Source organism: Isoptericola sp. GX10416 (genome assembly GCF_056590155.1).
Genome location: NZ_JBWPVO010000001.1, coordinates 377,477 through 401,160, shown reverse-complemented (window position 1 = coordinate 401,160; position 23,684 = coordinate 377,477). Strand labels below are relative to the sequence as shown.

General features: G+C 71.7%; 24 protein-coding genes. 12 read left to right on the top strand and 12 right to left on the bottom strand.

Annotated features, from left to right (window positions below):
* Positions 1-104: 104 nt before the first annotated feature.
* Positions 105-320 carry a DUF7455 domain-containing protein gene (locus tag ACWAT2_RS02005; protein WP_402371524.1) on the bottom strand — a complete coding sequence of 72 codons (216 nt, stop codon included), beginning with the start codon at positions 318-320 and terminating at the stop codon, positions 105-107.
* Between the two features lie 141 nt (positions 321-461).
* Between ACWAT2_RS02005 and ACWAT2_RS02000 the strand changes: the two genes are divergently transcribed.
* From ACWAT2_RS02000 to ACWAT2_RS01980, 5 genes are all read left to right on the top strand, one after another.
* Positions 462-2,588, top strand: a complete 2,127-nt coding sequence (locus ACWAT2_RS02000) for a DNA gyrase/topoisomerase IV subunit B (RefSeq protein ID WP_402371525.1) — start codon at positions 462-464, stop codon at positions 2,586-2,588.
* A gap of 98 nt (positions 2,589-2,686) precedes the next feature.
* Complete coding sequence (locus tag ACWAT2_RS01995; protein ID WP_402371526.1) at positions 2,687-3,076, top strand: DUF4430 domain-containing protein; 390 nt, start codon at positions 2,687-2,689, stop codon at positions 3,074-3,076.
* Positions 3,073-3,681: a DUF6580 family putative transport protein gene (locus ACWAT2_RS01990; RefSeq protein ID WP_402371527.1), complete on the top strand. Its 609-nt coding sequence runs from the start codon at positions 3,073-3,075 to the stop codon at positions 3,679-3,681. Before ACWAT2_RS01995 ends, ACWAT2_RS01990 begins: the two co-directional genes overlap by 4 nt.
* An 87-nt stretch (positions 3,682-3,768) precedes the next feature.
* Positions 3,769-4,803 carry a LacI family DNA-binding transcriptional regulator gene (locus tag ACWAT2_RS01985; RefSeq protein WP_402371529.1) on the top strand — a complete coding sequence of 345 codons (1,035 nt, stop codon included), beginning with the start codon at positions 3,769-3,771 and terminating at the stop codon, positions 4,801-4,803.
* Between the two features lie 86 nt (positions 4,804-4,889).
* Complete coding sequence (locus ACWAT2_RS01980) at positions 4,890-5,741, top strand: SMP-30/gluconolactonase/LRE family protein (RefSeq protein WP_402371530.1); 852 nt, start codon at positions 4,890-4,892, stop codon at positions 5,739-5,741.
* Between the two features lie 14 nt (positions 5,742-5,755).
* On the opposite strand, the gene ACWAT2_RS01975 is transcribed toward ACWAT2_RS01980, so the two are convergent.
* From ACWAT2_RS01975 to ACWAT2_RS01965, 3 genes are read right to left on the bottom strand one after another with little or no spacing between them, the layout of a single operon-like run.
* A complete protein-coding gene (locus tag ACWAT2_RS01975) occupies positions 5,756-7,231 on the bottom strand; it encodes an aldehyde dehydrogenase (NADP(+)) (protein WP_402371531.1) in 1,476 nt (491 codons plus the stop codon).
* Complete coding sequence (locus ACWAT2_RS01970; RefSeq protein ID WP_402371532.1) at positions 7,228-8,139, bottom strand: fumarylacetoacetate hydrolase family protein; 912 nt, start codon at positions 8,137-8,139, stop codon at positions 7,228-7,230. The genes ACWAT2_RS01975 and ACWAT2_RS01970 overlap by 4 nt, the downstream gene beginning before the upstream one ends.
* Complete coding sequence (locus ACWAT2_RS01965; RefSeq protein ID WP_402371533.1) at positions 8,126-9,841, bottom strand: IlvD/Edd family dehydratase; 1,716 nt, start codon at positions 9,839-9,841, stop codon at positions 8,126-8,128. The genes ACWAT2_RS01970 and ACWAT2_RS01965 overlap by 14 nt, the downstream gene beginning before the upstream one ends.
* Before the next feature lie 202 nt (positions 9,842-10,043).
* Here ACWAT2_RS01965 and ACWAT2_RS01960 point away from each other — a divergent pair, with 202 nt between their 5' ends.
* Both ACWAT2_RS01960 and ACWAT2_RS01955 read left to right on the top strand, forming a co-directional pair.
* Positions 10,044-12,008 (top strand): right-handed parallel beta-helix repeat-containing protein, encoded by a 1,965-nt coding sequence (locus ACWAT2_RS01960; RefSeq protein WP_402371534.1) that lies wholly within the window; start codon positions 10,044-10,046, stop codon positions 12,006-12,008.
* A 292-nt stretch (positions 12,009-12,300) separates the two neighbouring features.
* A complete protein-coding gene (locus tag ACWAT2_RS01955) occupies positions 12,301-14,469 on the top strand; it encodes an alpha/beta hydrolase (RefSeq protein WP_402371536.1) in 2,169 nt (722 codons plus the stop codon).
* Positions 14,470-14,542: 73 nt separating this feature from the next.
* Here the strand turns inward: ACWAT2_RS01955 and ACWAT2_RS01950 are convergent, their stop codons facing one another.
* A complete protein-coding gene (locus ACWAT2_RS01950; RefSeq protein WP_402371538.1) occupies positions 14,543-15,580 on the bottom strand; it encodes a LacI family DNA-binding transcriptional regulator in 1,038 nt (345 codons plus the stop codon).
* Positions 15,581-15,664: 84 nt separating this feature from the next.
* Between ACWAT2_RS01950 and ACWAT2_RS01945 the strand changes: the two genes are divergently transcribed.
* Genes ACWAT2_RS01945 through ACWAT2_RS01935 form a run of 3 tightly spaced genes read left to right on the top strand, consistent with a single transcriptional unit; the run spans position 15,665 to position 16,790 of the window.
* Positions 15,665-16,321 (top strand): DsbA family oxidoreductase, encoded by a 657-nt coding sequence (locus ACWAT2_RS01945; protein ID WP_402371540.1) that lies wholly within the window; start codon positions 15,665-15,667, stop codon positions 16,319-16,321.
* Positions 16,314-16,448 (top strand): hypothetical protein, encoded by a 135-nt coding sequence (locus ACWAT2_RS01940; protein WP_402371541.1) that lies wholly within the window; start codon positions 16,314-16,316, stop codon positions 16,446-16,448. The genes ACWAT2_RS01945 and ACWAT2_RS01940 overlap by 8 nt, the downstream gene beginning before the upstream one ends.
* 6 nt (positions 16,449-16,454) lie before the next feature.
* Entirely contained in the window at positions 16,455-16,790 is a 336-nt protein-coding gene (locus ACWAT2_RS01935) for a type II toxin-antitoxin system PemK/MazF family toxin (protein WP_402371543.1), read from the top strand.
* A gap of 12 nt (positions 16,791-16,802) precedes the next feature.
* On the opposite strand, the gene arfB is transcribed toward ACWAT2_RS01935, so the two are convergent.
* Together arfB and ACWAT2_RS01925 are read right to left on the bottom strand one after the other, a co-directional pair.
* Positions 16,803-17,249: an alternative ribosome rescue aminoacyl-tRNA hydrolase ArfB gene (arfB, locus tag ACWAT2_RS01930; RefSeq protein ID WP_402371545.1), complete on the bottom strand. Its 447-nt coding sequence runs from the start codon at positions 17,247-17,249 to the stop codon at positions 16,803-16,805.
* 61 nt (positions 17,250-17,310) lie between these two features.
* The gene (locus ACWAT2_RS01925) at positions 17,311-17,634 is read right to left on the bottom strand and encodes an alpha/beta fold hydrolase (protein WP_402371546.1); all 324 of its coding nucleotides are present in this window, start codon (positions 17,632-17,634) and stop codon (positions 17,311-17,313) included.
* A gap of 365 nt (positions 17,635-17,999) precedes the next feature.
* Here ACWAT2_RS01925 and ACWAT2_RS01920 point away from each other — a divergent pair, with 365 nt between their 5' ends.
* The gene (locus ACWAT2_RS01920) at positions 18,000-18,272 is read left to right on the top strand and encodes a type II toxin-antitoxin system Phd/YefM family antitoxin (protein WP_402371548.1); all 273 of its coding nucleotides are present in this window, start codon (positions 18,000-18,002) and stop codon (positions 18,270-18,272) included.
* Between the two features lie 4 nt (positions 18,273-18,276).
* On the top strand, positions 18,277-18,678 hold the full coding sequence (locus ACWAT2_RS01915) for a type II toxin-antitoxin system VapC family toxin (protein WP_402371549.1): 402 nt from the start codon (positions 18,277-18,279) through the stop codon (positions 18,676-18,678).
* A gap of 57 nt (positions 18,679-18,735) precedes the next feature.
* Here ACWAT2_RS01915 and ACWAT2_RS01910 read toward each other — a convergent pair whose 3' ends face one another.
* The 5 genes from ACWAT2_RS01910 to phnD are packed head-to-tail and all read right to left on the bottom strand — an operon-like array spanning position 18,736 to position 23,669.
* Positions 18,736-19,596 carry a MurR/RpiR family transcriptional regulator gene (locus ACWAT2_RS01910; RefSeq protein ID WP_402371550.1) on the bottom strand — a complete coding sequence of 287 codons (861 nt, stop codon included), beginning with the start codon at positions 19,594-19,596 and terminating at the stop codon, positions 18,736-18,738.
* Between the two features lies 1 nt (position 19,597).
* On the bottom strand, positions 19,598-20,425 hold the full coding sequence (gene phnE / locus ACWAT2_RS01905; protein ID WP_402371552.1) for a phosphonate ABC transporter, permease protein PhnE: 828 nt from the start codon (positions 20,423-20,425) through the stop codon (positions 19,598-19,600).
* Entirely contained in the window at positions 20,422-21,246 is an 825-nt protein-coding gene (gene phnE / locus ACWAT2_RS01900) for a phosphonate ABC transporter, permease protein PhnE (protein ID WP_402371553.1), read from the bottom strand. The genes phnE (ACWAT2_RS01905) and phnE (ACWAT2_RS01900) overlap by 4 nt, the downstream gene beginning before the upstream one ends.
* Positions 21,243-22,067 (bottom strand): phosphonate ABC transporter ATP-binding protein, encoded by an 825-nt coding sequence (phnC, locus tag ACWAT2_RS01895; protein ID WP_402371555.1) that lies wholly within the window; start codon positions 22,065-22,067, stop codon positions 21,243-21,245. Before phnC ends, phnE (ACWAT2_RS01900) begins: the two co-directional genes overlap by 4 nt.
* A gap of 18 nt (positions 22,068-22,085) precedes the next feature.
* Complete coding sequence (gene phnD / locus ACWAT2_RS01890; RefSeq protein WP_402371556.1) at positions 22,086-23,669, bottom strand: phosphate/phosphite/phosphonate ABC transporter substrate-binding protein; 1,584 nt, start codon at positions 23,667-23,669, stop codon at positions 22,086-22,088.
* Between the last annotated feature and the right edge of the window lie 15 nt (positions 23,670-23,684).

Sequence of the window (23,684 nt, the reverse complement as noted above, 5' to 3'; positions counted from 1 at the left end):
GGGGACGCCCGGGGGAACGACGAAGGCTCCGCACCGGATCGGTGCGGAGCCTTCGTCGTGTCTCGGGTCGTCCCGGCGCCGGTGGGCGCCGTGACGCGGTGTGGTCAGCGGGAGCCGTGCTCGGCGTGCAGGCGGTCGGTCTCGTCCTGGATGTGCTCGGCGACGGACTGGTAGGCGTCGGCGTGGGCGCGTGCGTGGTGCCCGCAGAAGAGCAGCTCTCCGACGGGAAGCACGACTCGCACATAGGCCTGGGCCCCGCAGCGGTCGCAGCGGTCGGCGGCGGTCAGCGGCTGGGTCGTCGATTCGGTCGTTGTGCTCACGACTCCATCAAACCATCTTGTGCCCTCGTTGTTCCCGCGCAGGGGCCGGGTTCGCTCCCGGCGATCAGGGTCTGGATCACACGGGGGAGACGGCGGAGCGCCTGATCCGCCCTGTCGGTGGCCTGGACTACGCTCAAGCGCGTGACAGCCACATCCGAGTCCGGGTACACCGCACGCCACCTGTCCGTCCTCGAAGGGCTCGAGGCGGTCCGCAAGCGTCCGGGCATGTACATCGGGTCGACGGACTCCCGCGGCCTGATGCACTGCCTGTGGGAGATCATCGACAACTCCGTGGACGAGGCGCTCGGCGGCCACGCCACGAAGATCCGCATCGTGCTGCACGCGGACTCCTCGGTGACGGTCGAGGACGACGGCCGTGGCATCCCGGTCGACTCCGAGCCCAAGACGGGGCTCTCGGGCGTCGAGGTGGTCTTCACCAAGCTGCACGCGGGCGGCAAGTTCGGCGGCGGTTCGTACACCGCGTCGGGCGGTCTGCACGGCGTGGGTGCATCCGTCGTCAACGCGCTCTCGGCGCGCCTCGACGTGGAGGTGGACCGGTCGGGCAAGACGTACCGCATGACGTTCCACCGGGGCGAGCCCGGGCTGTTCGACGACCCGGCGACCGGGCCGACGCCGGACGCTCCTTTCGAGCCGTTCGTCGACCACAGCGAGCTGCCCGTCGTCGGCAAGGCGCCGCGCCGGGCCACCGGGACGCGCGTGCGGTACTGGGCCGACCGCCAGATCTTCCCGAAGTCTGCCGTCTTCGCCTACGACGAGCTGGTCACCCGCGCTCGTCAGACGACATTCCTCGTCCCGGGTCTGGAGATCCTCGTCCGCGACGAGCGTCGGCTGCCGGGCACGCCGGGGGAGGACGGCCCGCACGAGGAGGTCTTCCAGCACTCCGGCGGAGCCGTGGACTTCGTGGAGTTCCTCGCCCCTGACACACCGGTCACCTCGACCTGGCAGCTCAAGGGCGCAGGGTCGTTCACCGAGACGGTCCCCGTGCTGGACGAGAAGGGCCACATGTCGCCCCAGGAGGTGAAGCGCGACTGCGAGGTGGACGTCGCGCTGCGATGGGGCGCGGGCTACGACACCGAGCTGCGCACCTTCGTCAACATCATCGCCACGCCCAAGGGCGGTTCGCACCGCACGGGGTTCGAGCAAGGGCTGCTCAAGACGGTGCGCAAGCAGATCGAGGCGAACGCGCGCCGGCTGAAGGTCTCGACGCGGGACGGTGCGGAGCGCATCGAGAAGGACGACGTGCTGGCGGGGCTCACCGCGGTGGTGACCGTCCGGCTGGCCGAGCCGCAGTTCGAGGGCCAGACCAAGGAGGTCCTCGGCACGGCACCGGTGCGCCAGATCGTCTCGCGCGTCGTGGAGAACGAGCTCAAGGCGCTCATGACCTCGACGAAGCGCGATGAGAAGGCGCAGTCGTCGCTGCTGATGGAGAAGGTCGTCGCCGAGATGCGGGCGCGGGTCACGGCCCGCAAGCAGAAGGAGATCTCGCGGCGCAAGAACGCCCTCGAGTCCTCCTCGCTGCCTGCCAAGCTCGCGGACTGCCGCAGCGACGACGTCGAGCGCTCCGAGCTCTTCATCGTGGAGGGCGACAGTGCGCTCGGGACGGCCAAGCTGGCCCGCTCGAGCGACTTCCAGGCGTTGCTGCCCATCCGCGGCAAGATCCTCAACGTCCAGAAGGCGTCGATCTCCGACATGCTGCGCAACGTCGAGTGCGCGGCGATCATCCAGGTGATCGGGGCGGGCTCGGGGCGTTCCTTCGACCTGGAGGCGGCCCGCTACGGCAAGATCGTGCTCATGACGGACGCCGACGTCGACGGCGCCCACATCCGCACGCTGCTGCTCACCCTCTTCTACCGGTACATGCGGCCCCTGCTGGCCGACGGGCGGGTCTTCGCCGCCGTGCCGCCGCTGCACCGGATCGAGGTGCTCGGATCGGGGCGCCGCAAGAACGAGTACCTGTACACGTACTCCGAGGCGGAGCTCAACGCCACGCTCAAGAAGCTCGACCGGGCCGGCCGTCGCTACAAGGACGACATCCAGCGGTACAAGGGCCTGGGGGAGATGGACGCCGACCAGCTGGCGGAGACGACGATGGACCCTCGTCACCGCACGCTGCGCCGCGTCACGGTGGAGCACGCCGAGGCCGCCGAGCGCGTCTTCGAGCTCCTCATGGGTTCCGACGTCGCACCGCGCAAGGAGTTCATCGTGGCCGGTGCGCACGCCTTGGACCGCTCGCAGATCGACGCCTGAGCGGGCCGGTGCGACGGCGCGGCCCGCGCAGGCCGCTCGACCGTCCGGATCGCGGCACGGGTCCGTCCGCACGCCGACGGCCGGATAGGCTCCCAGGTGTGAAGATCCTGACGCGCAAGACGCCGACCCGCCTGCTCGCCGCGACCGTGGCCGGCGTGCTCTCCGCGGGCCTCCTGGCCGGCTGCTCCGGCGACGACGAGGCGGCTCCGGGTGCGAGCCCGGCCGCGACCGAGGAGATCACCACGTTCTCCTACGAGGGCGCGGACGGCGAGACAGCGCTCGACCTGCTGCTCGCCCAGGACGCCGAGGCCGAGGTGAGCGGCGAGGGCGAGATGGCCTACGTCACGGCCGTCCAGGGGCACGCGGCCGAGGACGGCGAGGAGTTCTGGGCGCTGTACGTCGACGGCGAGATGGCTCAGGTCGGCGCCGGCACGTTCGAGACCGAGGACGGCCAGCAGCTCGAGTGGAAGCTGGAGGAGATCGAGTGAGCAACGCACCGACACCGGACCTGACCCTGCGCGACCTCGGCGAGCGCTGGTGGCGCCCCGCCGTCGCCGTCTTCCTCGTCGTCGCAGCGGTCGTGTGGCGGCTCGTCAAGGACGACCTCGGCGCACCGGCGAACCTGGAGCTGTCGACGCTGGCCGCCTTCGCGGCGGCAGGTCTGCTGCGGCACCGGCTCGCGATGCTCGCACCGTTGGTGGTCGTGGCCGTCAGCGACGTGGTCCTGAGCAACTCGGCGATCCTGCTGTTCACCTGGTCGGCGTGGGCCGCCATCGGTGTGGCGGCCTGGTGGACGCGCCGGTCGTCGGGCACCCGCCGGGTGCTCGACGCCGTGATGTTCGGGGCGGGCAGCTCGGTCGGCTTCTACCTCTGGACGAACCTCGGCGTCTGGCTGCAGGGCCGCGGCACGTTCTACCCGGCGGGTCTGGACGGCTTGCTGGCGAGCTACGTGGCGGGTCTGCCGTTCCTGCGCCCGATGCTGCTGGGCAACCTGGTGCTGCTGCCCGTGGCCGCCGGCGTCGTGGCGCTCGTGGAGCGGCTGGAGTCCGCTCGCGCCGTCGCCGGCGCACCGGGTTCCCTCGGCCGAGCGTAGGCCCCGCCACGGCGCAGCCGCCGGGCTGTGACGGCCGCCCGGCACGGCACCGCGAAACGTTGCGCTCCGACTGGCTACCCTGGGGTCATGCCGACCTCCTCCGCTGACGGCGCCGCACGTCCGACGCTCTCCCGCGTGGCAGCCGAGACCGCCGTGTCGATCTCGACGGTCTCGAAGGTTCTCAACGGCCGTGCCGGCGTGTCGCCGGCGACTCGTGAGCGTGTCGAGAGCGCGCTCCAGGCGCACGGGTACAGCCGCCGCAACCAGGTGCAGCCGTCGGCCCAGTTCATCGAGCTCGTCTTCAGCCGCATCGACAGCAGCTGGGCGCTGGAGATGATCATCGGCGCGGAGCGGGTGGCCCGCGAGGTCGGCATGAGCGTCCTGCTCACGGAGACCGGCGACCGGCACTCACCCGGGCCGGAGTGGGTGTCGGGCGTGCTGGCGCGCCAGCCGGCGGGGGTGATCCTCATGTTCTCCGACCTGTCCCGGGAGGACCGTCGGATGCTGGGCACGCGAGACATCCCGTTCGTCGTCATCGACCCGGCGGGCGACCCGGCGGCCGACGTGGCGTCGGTCGGCACCGCGAACTGGTCGGGCGGGTTCATGGCCACCCGCCACCTCGTCGAGCTCGGGCACACCGACATCGCGATCATCACGGGTCCTGACGACATGTTGTGCTCGACCGCGCGGCTGTCCGGCTTCCGGGCCGCGATGGACGCGGCAGGGCTGAGCGTCCCTGACGGGTTCGTCGTCTCTGGCGACTTCCATCACGAGGACGGCCTGGAGCGGGGGCGTGAGCTGCTCGGCGGGGAGCGGCGTCCCACGGCGATCTTCGCGGGGAGCGACCTGCAGGCGTTCGGCGTCTACGAGGCGGCCCGGGAGCGGGGTGTCGCGATCCCGGAGGAGCTGTCCGTGGTCGGGTTCGACGACATCCGGCCCGCCGCGTGGGCGGGCCCGCCGCTGACCACGGTGCGGGCACAGCTCACGGAGATGGCGGACGCGGCCACGCGTCTCGTGCTGCGGATGCGCCGGGAGACCACGCCCGAGCGGATCGAGCTGGCGACGCGCCTGATCGTGCGGTCGAGCACCGCCGGTCCGCCGGCGCAGCAGGTCCCGTCGTAGAAACATTTCGCCTTCGTCGCTGAAACCTTGACGACATCTATCGATCCTCGCTACGTTGCCGAGGTCGTCGACGAAGGGTGGATGCGATGCGGGCAGAACCGATCGGTGCGCCGTGCACCTTCCACGGCGAAGGGCCGTTCTGGGACGACGTCCGCAGGAGCCTGCTCGTGGTCGACATGCTCGCGGGCGACGTCGTCCGGCTCGACGGGACGGGCGCCCCCGTCCGCTCCCACGTCGGGGACGTGGCGGCCGTCGTCCGGGCACGTGCGGAGGGCGGATACGTCCTCGCGCTCGAGCGCGGGTTCGCGCTCGCCGACGAGGACCTGTCGGTGACGGACCAGATCACCGTGCTCGGCGATGCGTCGGCGCGCATGAACGACGGCGGCTGCGACCCCCAGGGGCGGTTCTACTGCGGCACCATGGCGTACGACGTGGCTCCCGGTGCGGGGAGCCTGTACCGCCTGGACACCGACCGGACGGTGACCACCGTCCTGGACGGCGTGACGATCTCGAACGGGCTGCAGTGGAGCGTTGACGGCTCCCTGGCGTACTACAACGACACACCGACCGGTCGGGTCGACGTGTTCGACGTCGACCCCGGCACGGGCGCGTTCTCCGGCCGCCGCCCGTTCGCCGTCGTGCCGGACGACGCCGGGAAGCCGGACGGCATGGCCGTCGACGCCGAGGGCGGCATCTGGATCGCCCTGTGGGAGGGCGGGCGGGTGCACCGGTACGACGCGGACGGCGCGCTCACCGAGGTCGTCGAGCTCCCCGTGAGCCGGACGACGGCGTGCACCTTCGGTGGGCCGGACGGCCGGACGCTGTTCGTCACCTCGTCCCGGATCGGTGTCACCGAGGCCGCGGAACCGCTGGCCGGCGCCGTCTTCGCGATCGACGCCGGCGTGGCGGGAGCGGTGCAGCACGCGTACGCCGGCTGAGCGCCGGCCTCCGGTCAGGGGATCTGCAGGACGCCGTCGACGCGCCGCGGCACGCCCCACGGGTTCGCCTCCTGCAACGGCGGCGGCAGCAGGTCGTCGGGCACCGACTGGTAGCTCACCGGCCGCAGGAACCGCTCGACGGCGGCCGTCCCGACCGACGTCGTCGACGCGGCCATGGTCGCCGGGTAGGGGCCGCCGTGCTCCATCGCGTGGGTCACCGACACCCCGGTGGGCCAGCCGTTCCACAGCACGCGCCCCGCTCGGTCGGCGAGGACGTCCAGCAGCGGGCCGACGACACCCGCCTCCGCCTCGGTGCCCTGGACCGTGGCGGTGAGCTGGCCCTCGATCGCGGCCGCGGCCTCGAGGAGCTGTGCCGGGTCGTCGTAGGAGACGATGAGGGCGGCCGGGCCGAAGCACTCGACCTCGAGCTGTTCGCGGGCCCGGGCGTGCTGGTCGTAGGTGGTGGTGAAGAGCGCCAGCGAGGGCTCCTCCGCCACCTCGGCGCTGCCCGCGAGCACCGTGACCTCGGGTCGTGCGGCGAGCTCACCCACCGCCGTGGCGAACCCCTCCCGGATGCGGTCGTTCAGCATGGGGGCGCCCGGCAGCCCGGCGGCGCCCTCGGCGAGGCGGTCCACCAGTCCGGAACCGGACGGGACGAAGACGAGTCCCGGCTTGGTGCAGAACTGGCCCACACCGAGCGTCACGGACCCGAGGAACCCTTCGGCGACGTCCTGCGACCGCTCGGCGGCGGCGCCGGGTGTCACGAAGACCGGGTTCACGCTGCCGAGCTCTCCGAAGAACGGGATGGGCTCGGGTCGGGCGGCCGCGAGGTCGAACAGGGCCCGGCCGCCGGCCAGCGACCCGGTGAAGGAGCCGGCCTTGATCCGCGGGTCGGTGACGAGCAGCCGCCCGTTGTCGGTGCCGACGACGAGCGCGAAGGTCCCGTCGGGGGCGCCCACCTCGTGCAGGGCGTTCGTCACGACCTGTGCCGTGCGCTGCGAGAGGCGCAGGTGTCCCGGGTGCGCCTTGACGACGACAGGGCACCCGGCGGCCAGCGCCGAGGCGGTGTCACCGCCCGCCACGGAGAACGCGAACGGGAAGTTGCTGGCGGCCCAGACCGCGACCGGGCCGAGCGGGCGCTGCATGCGGCGCAGGTCGGGCCGGGGGCCCGTGCCCCACTCGGGGTCGGCGTGGTCGACGCGCACGCCGAGGTAGGACCCCTCGCGCAGGACGTCGGCGAAGAGACCGAGCTGGAACGTCGTGCGCACCAGCTCGCCCCGCAGCCGCGGCTCGGGGAGCCGGGTCTCGTCCTGGGCGATCTCGACGAGCTCGTCAGCCGCGTTGGCGAGCGCGGCGGCGACGGCCTCGAGCCACCCGGCCCGGTCTCCGGGGGTCGCGGCGGCGACGGGCGCCGCTGCTGCCGCGGCGGCGGACACGACCTGCTCGTAGTCGGCGTCCGACGTGGGTGCGGGTGCGTTCGGTTGGTTCATCGCGACTCCTCGGCGTGCAGGCGGCGTCCTACCACGACGACGCTGTTGGTCAGGGTTCCGATCCCGTCGATCTCGATCCGGACGACGTCGCCCGCAGCGAGGGTGAAGTCGGCGCCGGGGACGATGCCGGTGCCGGTGAGCAGGACGGCGCCGGCCGGGAGGTCCAGGGCGAGCACGAGCCACTCCGCGAGGTCGTCGAGATCACGGGCGAGCTCGCTCGTCGACGTGGTCCCGGAGAACGCCGTGCCGCCGTCGCGCTCGATGGTGACCCGGACAGGCCAGGGGCCGGCCGGAGCGGTCCAGACGGGGACGATCTCGGCCCCGAGCGCGCACGAGCGGCTGTAGACCTTGGCCTGGGGGAGGTACAGCGGGTTGTCGCCCTCGATCGAGCGGCTGCTCATGTCGTTGCCGACCACGTACCCGAACACGGCCCCGGACCGGTTCACGACCAGCCCCAGCTCCGGTTCCGGCACGTCCCAGCCGGAGTCCGCGCGGATGCCGACGTCGTCGCCGTCGGTCACCACGCGTGCGGCCGTCGACTTGAAGAACAGCTCGGGTCGCTCCGCGGTGTACACGCGGTCGTAGATCGAGGGGTCGGTCGACTCCTCGGTGCGCCCGTCCCGGCTGCGCCGGTAGGTGACCCCGGCAGCCCAGACCTCCTGCTCGTCGACCGGTGGCAGCAGGTCGCCACCGGCGTCGACCACAGGGCCGTCGGCGAGGGCCGCGGCCACCACGTGCCGGGCCTCGTCGAGCGGCAGGCCGAGCAGCGCGGCGAGCGAGGTGCCCAGACCGCGCAGCCCGCCGTCGTCGGCCCGGACGGCCCATCGTGGCCGGTCGGCCCCCGCGACCCGGACGATGGCTCCTGGCGTCCCGGCGTCCTGCGCCGGGGGAGTGTCAGTGGGACTCACGTGCTACCTCCGCACCGCTCGAGCCGACGAGGAAGTCGAGGTCCGCGCCGGTGTCTGCCTGCTGCACGTGGTCCACGTACAGCCTTTCCCAGCCGCGGTCGGGCGCGGCGAACCCGTCGGCCGTGGCCGCCGGGACACGACGTGAGCGGAGCTCGTCGTCGGGGACGAGGAGCTCGAGCCGGCGCGCCGGCACGTCGAGGAGGATCTCGTCACCGTCCTGGACGAGTGCGAGGTTGCCGCCGGCCGCCGCCTCCGGGGCGACGTGCAGCACGACGGTGCCGTACGCGGTGCCGCTCATCCGCCCGTCGCAGATGCGCACCATGTCGCGCACGCCCTGGGCGAGGATCTTCGGCGGCAGCGGCAGGTTGGCCACCTCGGGCATGCCCGGGTAGCCCTTCGGTCCGCAGCCGCGCAGCACCAGGACGGACGTCGGGTCGACGTCGAGGTCGGGGTCGTCGATGCGCGCGTGGAAGTCCTCGATCGAGTCGAAGACGACGGCGCGGCCCTGGTGCACCAGGAGGTCCGGGGTGGCTGCGGCCGGCTTGATGATGGCGCCGTCCGTGGCCAGGTTGCCGCGCAGGACGGCGATGCCGGCGTCGGGTGCGAGGGGCTCGGAGCGCGGAGCGATGACGTCGGCGTCCCACACGTCGTTGCTGCCGAGGTAGCCGGCGAGCGGGCGGCCGGTCACGGTGATCGGCTCGTCGTCGAGCAGGTCGGCCACCTGGTCCAGGACCGCGAGCAGACCACCGGCGCGGAACAGGTCCTCCATGAGGTGGGTGCCCGCGGGCTGCAGGTTCACCAGGAGCGGCACGTCGGCGCCGACGCGGTCGAAGTCGTCGAGCGTGAGGCCGATGCCGAGCCGTCCGGCGATCGCCAGGAGGTGCACGACGGCGTTGGTCGAGCCGCCGACGGCGGCGAGGGCCACGATCGCGTTGAGGAACGAGCCGCGCGTGATGACCTGGCTGATCGTGCGTCCCGCCGACACCTGCTCGACGGCGAGCCGGCCGGAGGCGTGCGCCGACTCCAGCAGGCGGCTGTCCGCGGCGGGGGTGCCGGCCAGCCCGGGGATCGTCATGCCGAGCGCCTCGGCCATGACAGCCATGGTGGAGGCCGTCCCCATCGTGTTGCAGTGCCCGCGGCTGCGGATCATCGAGGACTCGGAGCGCAGGAACGTCTCCTGGTCGAGGCGACCCGCCCGGACCTCCTCGCTCAGCTTCCACACGCCGGTCCCGCACCCGAGCAGCTCGCCGCGGAAGGTGCCGTTGAGCATCGGTCCGCCCGGGACGACGACGGCGGGAAGGTCCACCGAGGCCGCGGCCATGAGCAGCGCGGGGATGGTCTTGTCGCACCCGCCGAGCAGCACCAGGCCGTCGACGGGGTTGGCGCGGAACATCTCCTCCATGGCCATGGCGGCCATGTTGCGCCAGAGCATGGCCGTGGGCCGGACGAGGGTCTCACCGAGCGACATGACGGGAAGGTTCAGCGGGATCCCGCCCGCCTCGTAGACGCCGTTCTTCACCGACTGCGCGACCTCGTCGAGGTGCGCGTTGCAGGGCGTGAGGTCCGATGCGGTGTTGGCGACGGCGATCTGCGGCCGACCGTCGAAGGCGGCGGAGGGGACGCCGCGGCGCATCCATGCGCGGTGCAGGTAGGCGTTGCGGTCGTCGCCCCCGTACCACTCGCTGCTGCGAAGCGTGGTCAATTTCTCGGACTCCCTTGTCGACGAAACGTTTCTGCGCCGTTGGCGAACGTTTTCCCGCGTCAGCGTAGGAATCGCGGCCGGGAGTGTCAAGGGTTGCCGGGGCGCGCGCCGGATGTCTAGCCTGACGTGCGCCGAAAGGTTGAGCGAAAAGGTTTCGCTCAGACCGCCCGACCTCAGGCATCGTCGCCCGAAGGGAAGCCTCATGACCATCTACCACGTCGCCACCACCGGATCGGACGAAGCGGCGGGGAGCGAGACCGCTCCGCTGCGCACGATCAACCGCGCCGCAGCCTTGGCCGGACCGGGCGACACCGTCCGCGTGCACGCCGGTGAGTACCGTGAATGGGTCAAGCCCGCTCGTGGCGGCCTCAGCGACGCCCGTCGCATCACCTACGAGGCCGCCCCGGGCGAACATGTGGTGATCAAGGGGTCGGAGCCGGTGACGAGCTGGACCCAGGAGCACGGCACCGTCTGGCGGGCCGAGGTGCCGAACGCCGTGTTCGGCGACTTCAACCCGTTCGCCGAGGTCATGGAGGGCGACTGGCTGGTGCCGCCGGCCGGAGGCGGCACCACGCACCTCGGGGACGTGTACCTCGACGGGCGCAGCTTCTACGAGGTGCAGGATCGCGCCGCGGTCGCGGACCCGCCCCGGCGCACCGAGAACATCGACGGCTGGACGGGGACGGCCCAGGTCATCGACGACCCCGAGCAGACGCGCTACGTCTGGTACGCCGAGGTCGGCCCGGACGTGACCACCGTGTGGGCCAACTTCCAGGGCGCCGACCCCCACGCCCACCTCGTGGAGGTCAACGTGCGCCGGTCGGTGTTCTACCCGACCGACCATCACCTCGACTACATCACCGTGCGTGGGTTCGAGCTCGCTCAGGCGGCGACGCCGTGGGCGCCGCCGACGGCCGACCAGCCGGGTCTGGTCGGTCCCGGCTGGGCCAAGGGCTGGATCATCGAGGACAACGTCATCCACGATGCGAAGTGCTCGGCGATCTCGCTCGGCAAGGAGGCCTCGACCGGTCACAACTTCTCGTTCCACCGTGGCGACAAGCCCGGCTACCAGTACCAGCTCGAGTCCGTGTTCTCCGCCCGGCAGATCGGGTGGGACCGCGAGCACGTCGGCTCCCACCTGGTGCGCCGCAACACGATCTTCGACTGCGGGCAGAACGGCGTCGTCGGGCACCTCGGTGCGGTGTTCTCGCGGATCGAGGACAACCACATCCACCACATCGGGACCAAGCGGGAGTTCTACGGGTACGAGATCGGCGGCATCAAGCTGCATGCCGCGATCGACGTGCAGATCGTGCACAACCGCATCCACGACTGCACCCTGGGCACCTGGCTCGACTGGCAGACCCAGGGGACGCGCGTGTCCCGCAACGTTTTCTACGCGAACACCCGTGACCTGTTCGTCGAGGTCAGTCACGGTCCGTACGTGGTGGACAACAACGTCCTCGCCTCGGAGGTCGCGCTGGAGGTCTTCAGCCAGGGCGGCGCGATCGTGAACAACCTCGTCGCCGGCGCCGTGCGGCTGGAGGCGGTGCTCGACCGTGCCACGCCGTACCACCGCCCGCACAGCACCCAGGTGGCCGGGTTCGCCATCATCGACGGGGGAGACGACCGCTACATCGGCAACGTGTTCCTCGGTGGAGACCTGGGTGCGGCGTACCGTCCCGGGAGCGACGGCTACGGCGTGAGCTCCTACGGCACGGCGGGGTACGACGGCTGCCCGCCCGACTTCGAGGGGTACCTGGTCGCGGTCAACGAGACCGTGGGGGACCACTCGCGGTTCCTCGGCGTGCGCCAGGCCGCGTACATCCAGCACAACGTCTATGCCAACGGTGCCCGCTCCTACGAGGCCGAGCGGGACGCCGTCGTGCTCGACGCCCCGGTGCGGTTCGCCGTCGTCGACGAGGGTGACGAGGTCTACCTCGAGACGGACCTACCCGAGCTGGTGACCACCGGGTGGAGCGGTCCTGTGACGGGCGCCGACCTGCCGCGGGCGAGGGTCGCCGACGCGGACTTCGAGGAGCCCGACGGGTCGCCGGTCGTCATCGGCACCGACCTCCTCGGCGCCCCGCGGGAGGCTGGGCAGACCTACCCGGCCGGTCCGCTGGCGACGCTGCCCGCCGGAGCCGGTCGGACCCGCGTCTGGTGATCCGGTAGTCCTCGACGTATCTTCGAACCGGACGCCCCCCGGCACAGGCCGGGGGGCGTCCGCCATCTCTTGACACGCCTGTGACGTGCCCTCATTCTGTGCGTAGCGGGATTACGACGTTGTAACCAGCTTTCCTCCCCGTCGTGGATCCCTCTGGCGGGGCACGGCACTGCTGCCGGTCCTCGTGTCCGACGGAATCGAGCTGCTAACGAGAGGCAAGTCGATGGTGATGGAATCTCACGCGAGGGCCGCTGCCCTGCCGAACCGGCGAGGGCGAAGAGCACTCGCGATCGTGGCCGCGGCCGGCATGGGGGCGTCCGCGATGATGGCCGCCCAGCCCGCCGCGGCGGACGCCGTGAGCGAGGACCCCTGGGTCAGCGAGGTGCCGGACAACCCGATCTCGGACGTCTACCAGTTCACGGTGCCCTCGGAGGCCGTGGCCGAGGCGACCGGCATCGAGGACGGTCTCGTCGCCGTGCAAGGAAACTTCGGCCCCGGCAAGGCATGGACCGATCTCAACATGGGGGCCAGCGGGTCGGACCTCACCGCGACGCACGGACCTCTCGAGCCCGGCCTGTACTACTACCAGTACGCCGTGCGTCCCGCGGCCGACCAGGACGCGGTCGCGTTCCGCAACCCCGACGCCCCGCAGGAGGTGACGTCGCAGCCCACGTACAGCACGCTGTTCGTCCCCGGTCCGGGGGCGGAGTGGCTCGCCGACGTGGACGACGGCGGTGAGCTCGCACCGCTCGACGGCAAGGGGCCGAAGCGCGACGGCGAGGCGCTCGTGTGGACGCCGCCCGGCTACGACGAGGACCGTGCGGAGCCCTACCCGGTGCTGTACCTGGTGCAGGACGAAGGGCAGAGCCACCGCGAGTGGGCGGAGCTCGGCCGCCTGGGCCAGATCATGGACAACCTGACGCTCGACGGCGATGCCGAGCCGATGGTCGTCGTCATGGGAGACGGTGACGCCGTCGGGCATCACGGCGTGCCCCGGGACCTCTTCCGCACGGCCGAGCGTGAGCTCAACGTGTCGAAGGACGGCTCGGAGCGCGCGATCGCCGGGATCGGCCGCGGCGCGGAGCAGGCGCTGCAGGCGCTCGTCCACAAGCCGCGCGACTTCGCCTACGTGGGCTCGTTCTCGGGCGGCCTGGACAAGCGGCTGCACCGCGGCAAGGTCAAGCAGATCAACAGGTCGACCGAGATGATCCGTCTCTACGCGGGCAACGTCACCGACCCCGGGTACGACGACACGGTGGCGCTGGCCGAGACCCTGACCGGCGCGGGCGTCGACTTCCAGTCCGACGGGTCCGATCCCGAGACCGGTGGCACGTGGGACACGTACCAGAAGAACCTGCACGACTTCGCGCAGCGGCTCTTCCAGGACGTCGAGGACGAGGGCCCGAGCGAGGGCCACCTGCCGTTCGTCGAGCACGAGCTGCCGGCCCCGGGGACGACCCCGACGCCGTGGATCGACGACAACGGCGTCGTCACCTTCGAGATGGGCCCCGAGTTCGCCGACGCGAACAACGTCACCGTCTGGGGCAACTTCGGGCCGTCCGGCAGCTGGCCGCGTACCCCCATGGTGCAGCAGGACGACGGGTCGTGGCGCCTGTCGCTCGCCGTCGACGGCGGCTCCTACTACTACAAGTTCGTCGTCGACGGCGTCGACCACAAGGACGAGGTGAACCCCACGAGCGTGTTCTCCGAGCCGACGTGGAGCACCTTCGCCGTCGGGGGCGACAACCTGCGTGGCCGGTACACGGCCGAGGTGCCGGCCGAGGAGCGCGGCGAGGTCAGCGTGATGAGCTACGCCAGCACCGCCGGCGGCGGGCAGGAGCGCTCCGCGTACGTGTGGACGCCGCCGGACTACGACCCGGACCGCGCCGAGGCCTACCCCGTGTTCTACCTGCAGCACGGCGGCGGGCAGACCTGGACCGACTGGCTCGAGGTGGGCTACATCGACCGGATCCTCGACAACCACTACCTCCAGGGCACCATCGTGCCGATGGTGGTCGTCATGGCCGACGGGAACGGGGTGGACTTCCCCACGGAGATGACCACGCGTATCGCGCCGGCCGCCGAGGAGCAGTACCACGTCAGCTCCGAGAGCGACCAGCGGGCGCTCGCGGGCCTGTCCATGGGCTCGGGCCACACGCTCAGCACCCTGTGGGCGCACCCCGGCGAGTTCGGCTACATCGGCGCCATGTCGGCGTTCGGTGGCCCGCCGGCCGACGCGGACGTCGAGGCCATCAACGAGGGCACCCGGCTGCTGCGGGTGTACTCGGGCGACGTCCAGGACTTCACCTACGGCGCGACCCTGCAACTGGTGTCCGCCATGGAGGGCCGCGGCGTGAACCATGAGTTCGCGCCGATCATCCCGGGGCCGCACAGCTGGGACGTCTGGCAGAAGTCGGTCATCGACTTCCTGCCGCGACTGTTCACGGTCAGCGGCGACTGAGCGCAACGGGCTCGCACGCGCGGTGCGGTCGGAGGGTTCGTCCCACCGGCCGCACCGCGCGTGGGCCGGAGCGTCAGTCGGGGGCCGAGAACCCGGTCGACTCCCGCTGCACGATCCGGAACTCGGGCTTGACCGTCTGCGGTGGCGCGGTGCTCCGGCTCGGACCGATGCGGTCGAGCAGGAGGGCGACGGCCTGGTCCGCGATCTGCTCCCGCCCCGCGTCGACCGTCGTCATCGACGGCGTGGAGTACTGCGACTCCTCGATGTTGTCGAAGCCGATCACGGCGACGTCCTGCGGTATCGACACACCGGACGCGCTGAGCGTGCGGATGGCCCCGAGGCCGAGCGTGTCGTTCAGGGCGAAGACGGCGTCGAAGGCGATGCGCTCGTCGAGCAGCGCCCTGGTCGCGGCCGCGCCGGCCGCCCGGCTCCAGTGCTCGGCGGGCCGGACCAGTCGCGGGTCGACCGACAGGCCGGCGTTCTCCAGCGCCTGGCGGTACCCGCGGGTGCGCAGGGTCGCGGAGCTGAGGTCCCCGGCGCGTTCGGCGTCGGGATCTGCCCCGACGACGGCGATACGGCGGCGGCCGATGCCGATGAGGTGCTCCACCGCCGCGCGCGCCGAGCTGACGTTGTGCATCGTGACATGGTCCGTCGGCCCGTCGAAGATCCGCTCGCCGAGCAGCACCACGGGGATGTTCGTGTCGAGCGTGCTCGCGTCCGACTGACCGAGGCTGATCGGGTTGAACAGCAGCCCGTCGATGAAGTGCGGCCTGGACGTGCCCGCGACGGCGAGGAGCTCCGCCTCGCGGTCGCCGCCCGTCTGCTCCACCAGGACGCTGACGCCGCGCTGCGCCGCGGAGCGGATCACCGCGTCGGCCAGCTCCGCGAAGTAGTTCTCGCGCAGCGCCGGCACGGCCAGACCGATGACTCCGGTACGGCCGGAGCGGAGCCCGCGCGCCGAGAGGTTCGGCCGGTACCCGACGTCGTCGATCGCCTGGAGCACCCGCTCGCGCGTCGAGGGGCGCACGTGCGGGTGGTCGTGCAGCACGTTCGAGACCGTCTTGAGCGAGACGCCTGCGGCGCTCGCGACGTCACGGATCGTCGAACCCACGGCTGGCCTCCCTCTTCGGTCTGCGTACTCTAGCGTCACAGGCGTCACCCGGAATGATCCGCGCGCACGGGAGTTGTACTGGCCGTGACTTCTCCTGACACCCGCCTCGAGATCGAGGTCTGGTCCGACGTCCTGTGCCCCTGGTGCTACATCGGCGACGCGCGGCTCGAGGCCGCGATCAAGGACTCGCCGCACGCCGACCGCATCGACGTGCGGATCCGCACCTTCCAGCTCGACCCCGACTTCCCGGCGACGCCGACGCCCGTCGTCGACTATCTCTCGGCCAAGAAGGGGTTGCCCGTCGAGCAGGCCGAGCAGATGGAGGCGCAGGTCGCCGAGCTCGCGCGGGCCGAGGGGCTCGCCTACGCACCGAACCACCCCGTCCAGAACACCCTGGACCTGCTGCGTCTGGTACACCTCGGCAACGAGCACGGGGTCGGCTGGCAGTACATGACGGCGATGCAGGCCGCGCTCTTCGGTGGTGAGGACGGGGCGTTCGCCCATGACACCCTGGTCCGGCTCGGCACCGGGATCGGCATCCCCGAGTCCGAGATCCGCGACGTCCTCGCCACCGACCGGTACGCCGACGCGGTGCGTGCCGAGCACGAGGAGGCGATCGCGCTGGGCGCTCGCGGCGTGCCCTTCACCGTGCTCGGACGCCGGATCGGCATCCCCGGGGCCGTGCCGACCGAGGCCTACGGTCAGGCGATCGTCCAGGCATGGGAGCACGTCGATGCCTGAGTCCGACGTGCAGCCGCTGGCGTTCGTCGGGGCCGACGACGCCGTGGCGTGCGACCCGGTGACCGGCGTCTGCGAGATCCCGTCTTCCGGTCAGCCCGCGCCTGAGGACGACGACGGCGCTCGCTGACGGTCTGTGCACCAAGCCGGCGTTGATGGCGCTGGGGTATCGCCGCGGGGAAGGGCTCCGGCCAAGAGGAGGCCCGCCGTTGTCGTTCAGTCCGACCAGTACAACGCGTCGCTGATCGCGACGGTTGTCGTACTCCCCATGACATCGAACACGGCGTTGGCGCGCCATCCTGGCAACGTATTCGTGCCGGCAGCCGCCGCGGGGCTGCCGAAGGACTCCGTGGTGAATGTCTCGCAGCCGACGACGGTCGACCGGAGCGTTGTCGACCCGACGGGTGCGGTGCTTCCTGACAACCTACTCCGTGCCGTCGATACCGGGCTGCGTCGCGTCGTGGATCTGTAGGCGCTGATTCGGTCAGTCGTCGCGCGACGGCCGGGACGAGCGGAGCCGCTTCGTCGTGGAGCGCTGCTTCTTGGTGGTCAGTCGCCGCTCCTGGGACCCGGGGGTGCGCCGGGTGGCGCGACGCTGCGGGCCAGGCGGGGCGACGGCGTCGGCGACGAGCGCCGCCAGACGGTGTGCCGCCGCGTCCCGGTTCCGCCGTTGCTCGCGGTGCTCGGACGCCGCTACCGTGAGGACGCCGTCGACCAGACGATGACCCGTCCGCGCGACGAGCCGCTCGCGCTGGACGTCGCTCAGCACCGCCGAGCGGCTGACGTCCCAGGACAGCTCGACGCGGGAGTCGGTCGTGTTCACGCCCTGCCCGCCGGGACCGGAGGAGCGCGAGAACCGCTCGGTCAGCTCGCCCCGGGGGATGGTCAGGGCAGGGCTGACGACGATTCCGTCACGAGTCGGCGGGGGCATGGCTCCATGGTGCCTCGGACGTCGCCCGCCGTCACGACGTTTGGCGGGTCCGTCCTGCCGGTCAGCCTGTCGTCGCTGCGCGGTCGACCAACGCGTCCGCCACGTCGTCGGGTGCGAGCTCCGGCAGCCAGTGCTCCGCATCGAGCTCGACGAACCGGTACGGCGCGCGGACGTACTGCTCGGTGTCCTCGGCGGCGCGACGACCCAGGGCGACATCGCGGTTGCCCCCCACGTACGTGGGGGGAACACGGGACCTGCCGACGGGCCTGCCGCCCAGGGGCAGCGCGCGGTACCAGTTCAGTGCGGCCCGTAGGGCGCCCTCCTGGCGCATGTGCTCGGCGTAGCGGGCGGCGGCGGGCGCGGGCAGCCCGGACCGTTCGAGCAACGACGCCAACGACGGCGCGAGCAGTGCCTCGGGCAGGGCGGGGCGACCCTGTCGACTATCTCGACCCCGCGAGCATCGCCGAGATCGAGGAAGCCGTGTCGCGCTACCTCGGGCTCGTGCCTGGAGAAGACGGCTGATCGGCAGCTTCCAGGCAGCTCGTCATTCCTGGATCGTGGAGCCGAGCTCGCCCAGCGCGACGGCCCGGGCCTCGCGGCCGCGGGCTGATGCGCCGTCGGGGGCGCTTCGGTGGATCCGGTGCAGGTCACGGCGTCAGACTGGGGGGAGATCGGTAGCGCAGGAACCGTGCGATCGGTAGCGTGGAACGACTAGTAGAAGGATCTTCTACTTTGTGGGACGCTGGACTCATGCGAGTGATCAGCATCACGGAGCTCAACCAGCAGACCTCCCGGGTGCTCCGTGAGGTGCAGGAGGGTGAGCAGCTGGAGATCTCGATGCACGGGCGTGTGGTGGCACGCCTCGTGCCCGCCACGGATCAGGCGACGTGGCTGGAGCGCAAGAAGGCCGAGGGGCGGATCACGCCGCCGTCGGCGCCTGATACGCCGCTTCCTGACCTCGTCGCGGCCAGGTCCGGCCTCTCGCTGGACCAGCTCATCGACGAGTCGAAGGGCGACCACTGACGTGGTGGCGTACATCGACTCGTCGATCGCGCTCCGCATGATCCTGGATGACCCGGGTAGCGCGGCCGTGCGCGCCTGGTGGACGGCCGCACGGAACGCGGGCGAGGAGATCTACTCGTCCAAGCTCCTGCAGGTGGAGATGTCTCGCGTCCTCCAACGCGAACGGTTCTCGCTGGCACTGAGCGTGTCGGTGCTGTCGGCGCTGTGGTTGATCGACATCGACGACGACGTCGTGCGCGCCGCCTCGACGATCAGCACCGGGCAGCATCTTCGCTCGCTGGACGCCATTCATCTGGGGACGGCCACGTTGCTCGCCTCCGACGGCATCACCGTGGTGACGCACGACCTCCGCATGAAGGAGGTCGCCGTCGGCCTGGGGCTGATCGTCGTCGATCCCGCCGAGTAGCAGAGCGCCGACGCTCGATCCACCCACGTCCTGCAGCCACCTTGCGGACCCCGCCGACTACTCCTGGATCGTCGAGCCGAGCTCGCCCAGCGCGGCGGCTCGGGCGTCGCGGCCGCGGTCGCCGCGCCGGATGACGAGTGCCTCGACGAGCGCCTCGGTCACCAGCATCAGCGCGGCTCGGGACGTGTGCATCAGCTCGTCGCGGAACGAGTCGTTGACCGGCGGGACGACGAGCACCGTGTCGGCGAGCTGGGCGACGGGGGACTGCGCGAACGAGGTGATCGCCAGGACCGGGGTGCCGCCGTCGTGCGCCGCGCGCATGACGGCGAGCGTGGCGTCGTTGGTGCCGGACCCGGAGACGACGAGGCAGACGGCATCGGGGCCGAGCTGGCGTGCTGCAATCCGTTGCGCAAGCGCGTCCTGCAGCAGCTCCGCGGGCCGGCCCGCCGACGTCAGGCGCAGCACGAGGTCGAGGCCGAGCGGCGAGGAGAGGCCGTTGGCGACGACGAGCACGCGCCCGGCGTCGTCGAGCGCGGCGACGAAGTCCTGCAGCACCTCCTCGGTGAGGCCCGAGACGGTGTGGCCGAGGCGGGCGGCGAACCGGGCGACGGACTCGCGCAGCACACCGAGCATGGTGCCGTCGGCCGGGGCATCCGCCGTCGTGCGCAGTGCGAGCTCGCGGGCTGCCGCGACACGTAGCTGCGGGTAGCCCTCGTACCCGAGGGTCTGCGCGGCGCGGACGACGGTCGCACGGCCCACGCCGACGTCGTCGGCCACCTGCTGGGCGGAGCGTTCGACGGCGGCACCGAGGTCGGCGGCGACGGCCTCGGCGACGCGGCGCTCGCCGGGGTGCATCGAGGGCAACAGGGCGCTGATGCGTGCCGTCGGGGGAGCATCGGTGGATCCGGTCCAGGTCACGTCAGGGCCCTTCCATGATGCGGCGGCGCAGCGCGCCCGAGACGGCGTCGACGGCCATCGTGGTGACGACCACGACGATCAGCAGCATGCCGACGGTGTCCCACGCACGATAGTTCGTGTAGTTCGCGAGCATGCTCCCGATGCCGCCCGCGCCGACGATGCCGAGCACGGCGGACATGCGGATGTTGATCTCGAACCGGTAGAGCGCGAACGACAGCAGCGCCGGAAGGGCGGCCGGCCACAGCGCCCAGCGGACGACGGCGGCCCGTCCGCCGCCGGCCGCGCGCACGGCGTCCGCGGCGCCGTCGCGCAGCGTCTCGACGGTCTCGTAGGTCCACTTTCCCTGCGTGCCGATCCCGGCGATGCCGAGGGCGAGCGCGCCGGTGAACGGCGTGAGCCCGGTGACGGTGAGCAGCACGAGGGCGATGATCACCTCGGGCACGGCGCGGATGACGGCGAAGAGTCCGCGCAGGGCGAGGCGCAGCCAGGCCGGTCCGACGCCGTCGGCGGCGAGCATGCCGAGCGGGATCGACACGACCACGCAGAGCATCGCGCCGAGCCATGCCATGGAGATCGAGCGCCACATCTCGAACAGGGCGCGTGGCAGGCGCGACCAGTCGGGGTCGGCGAACATCAGCACGCCGTACTCGGCCACGGCGGCGGGCAGCGCGCGCAGGTCAGCCCACTCGACGTCCAGGGTGGCGGTGGCGACCAGGAGCACGAGGCCGACGACGGCGGTCGCGGCCGTCTGGGTGAGGTGTGACGGGCGCGGCGGCAGGGCGACGGCGGGGCTCGCCGTGGCGGTGGTGCTTTGCAGCATGGTGCTCATGCAAGCCTCCGGCGCAGCAGGTGGGAGGCGGCCTCGATGATCAGCACCACGACGAGGATCTCGAGGATGATGACCGAGACGTCGCCGTAGGCGAAGAACCCGAACCGCTCGTCGAGGAGGCGGCCGATGCCGCCCGCGCCGACGATGCCGAGGATCGCCGAGATGCGGACGTTCAGCTCGAGCGCGTAGAGCCACTGGTTGGCGAAGAGCGGGAGGTTCTGGGGGAGCGCGAGGCCACGGTTCATCTGGTGCTGCCGTGCCCCGCCGGCGCGGGCCGCCTCGAGGTCGGGGTGGTCGTTCGAGTCGATGGCCTCGGAGACGAGCTTGACGACGATCCCGACGTCGAACAGCACGAGGGTAAGCAGGCCGGGCAGCGCGCCGACGCCCACCATCGCCACCAGGATGGTCGCCCAGACGAGGTCCGGGACGGCGCGGACCACGTTGATCACGGCGCGCACCGCGGTGCGGGTGACGGTGTTCAGGTTGGTGGGGCGCGCGGCCCAGAGAGTGAGCGGGATAGACAGCGCGGCGGCGATCGCCGCGCCGACGAACGCCATCTGCAGCGTCTCCAGCATCGGCTGGACGGTGCGCGGGACGAAGGCCCAGTTCGGCTGCAGCAGCGCGGACAGGTTGGCCGCGCCGTGGCGCCAGTTCTGCGCGATGGCGCCCAGGTCGATCTCGACGCCGCCGATCGCGGGCAGGCAGGTCGCCACGGTGAACGCCGCCAGCGCCGAGACGATGAGCGTGCGGCGCGGCCAGGTGCGCGGCCGGGGCGGGAGCTCGGAGCGGGTGGCGGGCTCCGCCGTCGTGCCCGGGGTCATGTGCGGCCCCCGAGGCGGTCCTGCGGACGGATGCGACGGCCGTAGATCTGCTCGAAGTCGGCCTCGGTGGCCTCGGCGGCGGGGCCGTCGTAGACGACCTCGCCGCCGCGCAGGCCGATCATGCGGCGCGTGTACTGCCGGGCGAGGTCCATGAGGTGCAGGTTGACCAGCACCGTGAGGTGGTGGTCGGCGTTGATACGCTCCAGCTCTCCCATCACGGCGTGCGCGGTGGGCGGGTCGAGGCTGGCGACGGGCTCGTCGGCGAGCATGATGCTCGGCTCCTGGGACAGCGCCCGCGCGATGGCGACGCGCTGCTGCTGCCCGCCGGACAGGGACCCGGCGCGCGTCCAGACCTTGTCGAGCATGCCGACCATGTCCAGGGCCGCGAGGGTGACGTCGCGGTCGTGCGCGGTCGGGACGCCGAGGAACCCGCGCAGGGCGCCCGCCTGCGCGAAGCGGCCGACCAGCGTGTTGCGGTAGACGTCGACGCGCGTGGCGAGGTTGAAGCCCTGGAAGATCATACCGACGTGCCCGCGCACCTGCCGCAGACGGCGGCCGGACAGGCCGGTGACGGTGTGCGGGCCGACGGTCACGGTGCCGCTCGTGACGGGCACGAGCCCGTTGAGCGTGCGGATCAGCGTCGACTTGCCGGAGCCGGGCAGACCGACCACCGAGACCATCTCACCGGCCTCGATGGTCAGGGAGATGTCGCGCAGGGCGGCCGTGCCGTTGGGGTAGGTGACCGAGACGCCGTCGAGGCGGATCGGCCACGCGGCGGAGGCCGGGGTGGGCCCGGCCTCCGCTCGGGTGTCGAGAGTCATGGGTGGGGGTGCTCCTGGTCAGCCGGCGAACTGCTCGAGGACCTCGCCGTAGCGGGCGATCTCGTCGTCGGCGGTCTCGGCCGTCCAGTCGGACAGGCCGACGAGCTCGAACATGATGTCGGCGGCCTCGGGGGAGGATTCTGCGTAGTCGTCCATCAGCGTGGTGAGCTCGGCGACGAGGTCGTCGGGCAGGCTGTCGGTGACGGCGACGCCCCCGTTGGGGATCATCTCGGTGTAGGCGAAGGCCACGGCCTTGTCGGCGATGTCGGGGACCTCTTCGACCACGGTGGTGCGGGCGTCCCAGTAGGCGAAGCCGACCTCGGCGTCACCGTTCGCGACGGCGAGCACGGCGTTGTTGTTGCCCTCGACGGGGATCTGCGTGATGTCGGCGTCGGTGTCGAGGCCGGCCTCGCGCATGAGGACCACCGGGTACTGGTAGCCCGCGGGGGAGGTGGCGGCCTGCAGCGCGACCTTCGCGCCGGCCAGGTCGCCGAAGGTCTCGGCGGCCGCCGGACCCTGACCGGTCGCCACGGCGCCGGCCTCCTCCAGGCCGTTGCAGTAGGACAGTTCGATGCCGCTCGCCTCGTAGGTGGCGAGCATCGGCTCGTCCTCGCAGTAGGTGTCCGGGTCGTTCGTGTAGGCGACGGCGGCGTAGGACGTGGCGCCGACGCGGACGTCGCGCAGGATCAGCTCGGCGCCGTAGCGCTCGGTCGCCTGGTACAGCGACCCGGCGTCGGTGATGATCACCTGCGACTGGTCGGCGCCGAGCGCCTCGACCGTGGCGGTGTAGTCGTTCGCGACGACACCCTCCACCTCGATGCCGAGACCCTCGGAGAGGTAGGCGGTCAGCGGGTCGAGCGCCTCGGCGAGGTTCTCACCCTCGACGGATGGCACCAGCGACATGGTGATGGACTCGGGCCATTCGGTGCCGCCGTCGTCGGCGCTGCCGGCGGCATCGGTACCGGCGCAACCGGCGGGCGCGAGGGCGTCGAGCGTCCGCGCATGCATCGTCACGGCGGTGGGCGGTGTGGCGGCCGCAGGGCCGACCAGCGCTGTCGCCGCACCGAGCGCCGCGGCGGGTGCCAGGTCGTTCTCGACGATGTCTCCGACGGCGAGCACCGGGCCGTCTGCGAGTGCGGCTTGGACGATGGGCGTCAGGCCGACCGGCTTGCCGACCTCGTAGTGCAGGTCGGTGAAGCGCTCGCGGACGCCCCACGTGGTCAGGAGGAGTTCGACGCCGACGCCGGGGGCGTTGGTGGCGAGGACGACGAGGGTGGTGCGGGGGAGTGCTTCCAGCAGTTGCGCCAGTCCGGGGGCTGCGTCGACGGGTGCCTCGGGGGTGCCGAGGAGGCGGCGGCTGGCCAGGTAGGCCCGCTGCAGCGCGGCGGGGTCGACGCCGTCCTGGCGGGCCAGGGTGCCGACGACGTCGTAGCCATCGCGGAACTGTGTGGCCGTTCCGGCGTCGTGGTCGCGCAACGTGGCCATGACCCGCTCGAAGTACCCGGGCCCGGCATGCTCGGCGACCTGCCGGGCGAACGCGAGCACGGGGCCGTCACCGACAGCGAGGGTGCCGTCGAAGTCGAACAGGATGGTCGGGGTCACGCGGGCTCCTCATGC

What these genes read in the sequence shown, in the direction of transcription:
- ACWAT2_RS01985 (WP_402371529.1), top strand. Translation starts at nt 3,769, where the DNA reads ATGCCGACCTCCTCCGCTGACGGCGCCGCACGTCCGACGCTCTCCCGC.
- ACWAT2_RS01980 (WP_402371530.1), top strand. Translation starts at nt 4,890, where the DNA reads ATGCGGGCAGAACCGATCGGTGCGCCGTGCACCTTCCACGGCGAAGGG.
- ACWAT2_RS01975 (WP_402371531.1), bottom strand. Translation starts at nt 7,231, where the DNA reads ATGAACCAACCGAACGCACCCGCACCCACGTCGGACGCCGACTACGAG.
- ACWAT2_RS01960 (WP_402371534.1), top strand. Translation starts at nt 10,044, where the DNA reads ATGACCATCTACCACGTCGCCACCACCGGATCGGACGAAGCGGCGGGG.
- ACWAT2_RS01940 (WP_402371541.1), top strand. Translation starts at nt 16,314, where the DNA reads ATGCCTGAGTCCGACGTGCAGCCGCTGGCGTTCGTCGGGGCCGACGAC.
- arfB (WP_402371545.1), bottom strand. Translation starts at nt 17,249, where the DNA reads ATGCCCCCGCCGACTCGTGACGGAATCGTCGTCAGCCCTGCCCTGACC.
- ACWAT2_RS01920 (WP_402371548.1), top strand. Translation starts at nt 18,000, where the DNA reads ATGCGAGTGATCAGCATCACGGAGCTCAACCAGCAGACCTCCCGGGTG.
- phnE (WP_402371552.1), bottom strand. Translation starts at nt 20,425, where the DNA reads ATGAGCACCATGCTGCAAAGCACCACCGCCACGGCGAGCCCCGCCGTC.
- phnE (WP_402371553.1), bottom strand. Translation starts at nt 21,246, where the DNA reads ATGACCCCGGGCACGACGGCGGAGCCCGCCACCCGCTCCGAGCTCCCG.
- phnC (WP_402371555.1), bottom strand. Translation starts at nt 22,067, where the DNA reads ATGACTCTCGACACCCGAGCGGAGGCCGGGCCCACCCCGGCCTCCGCC.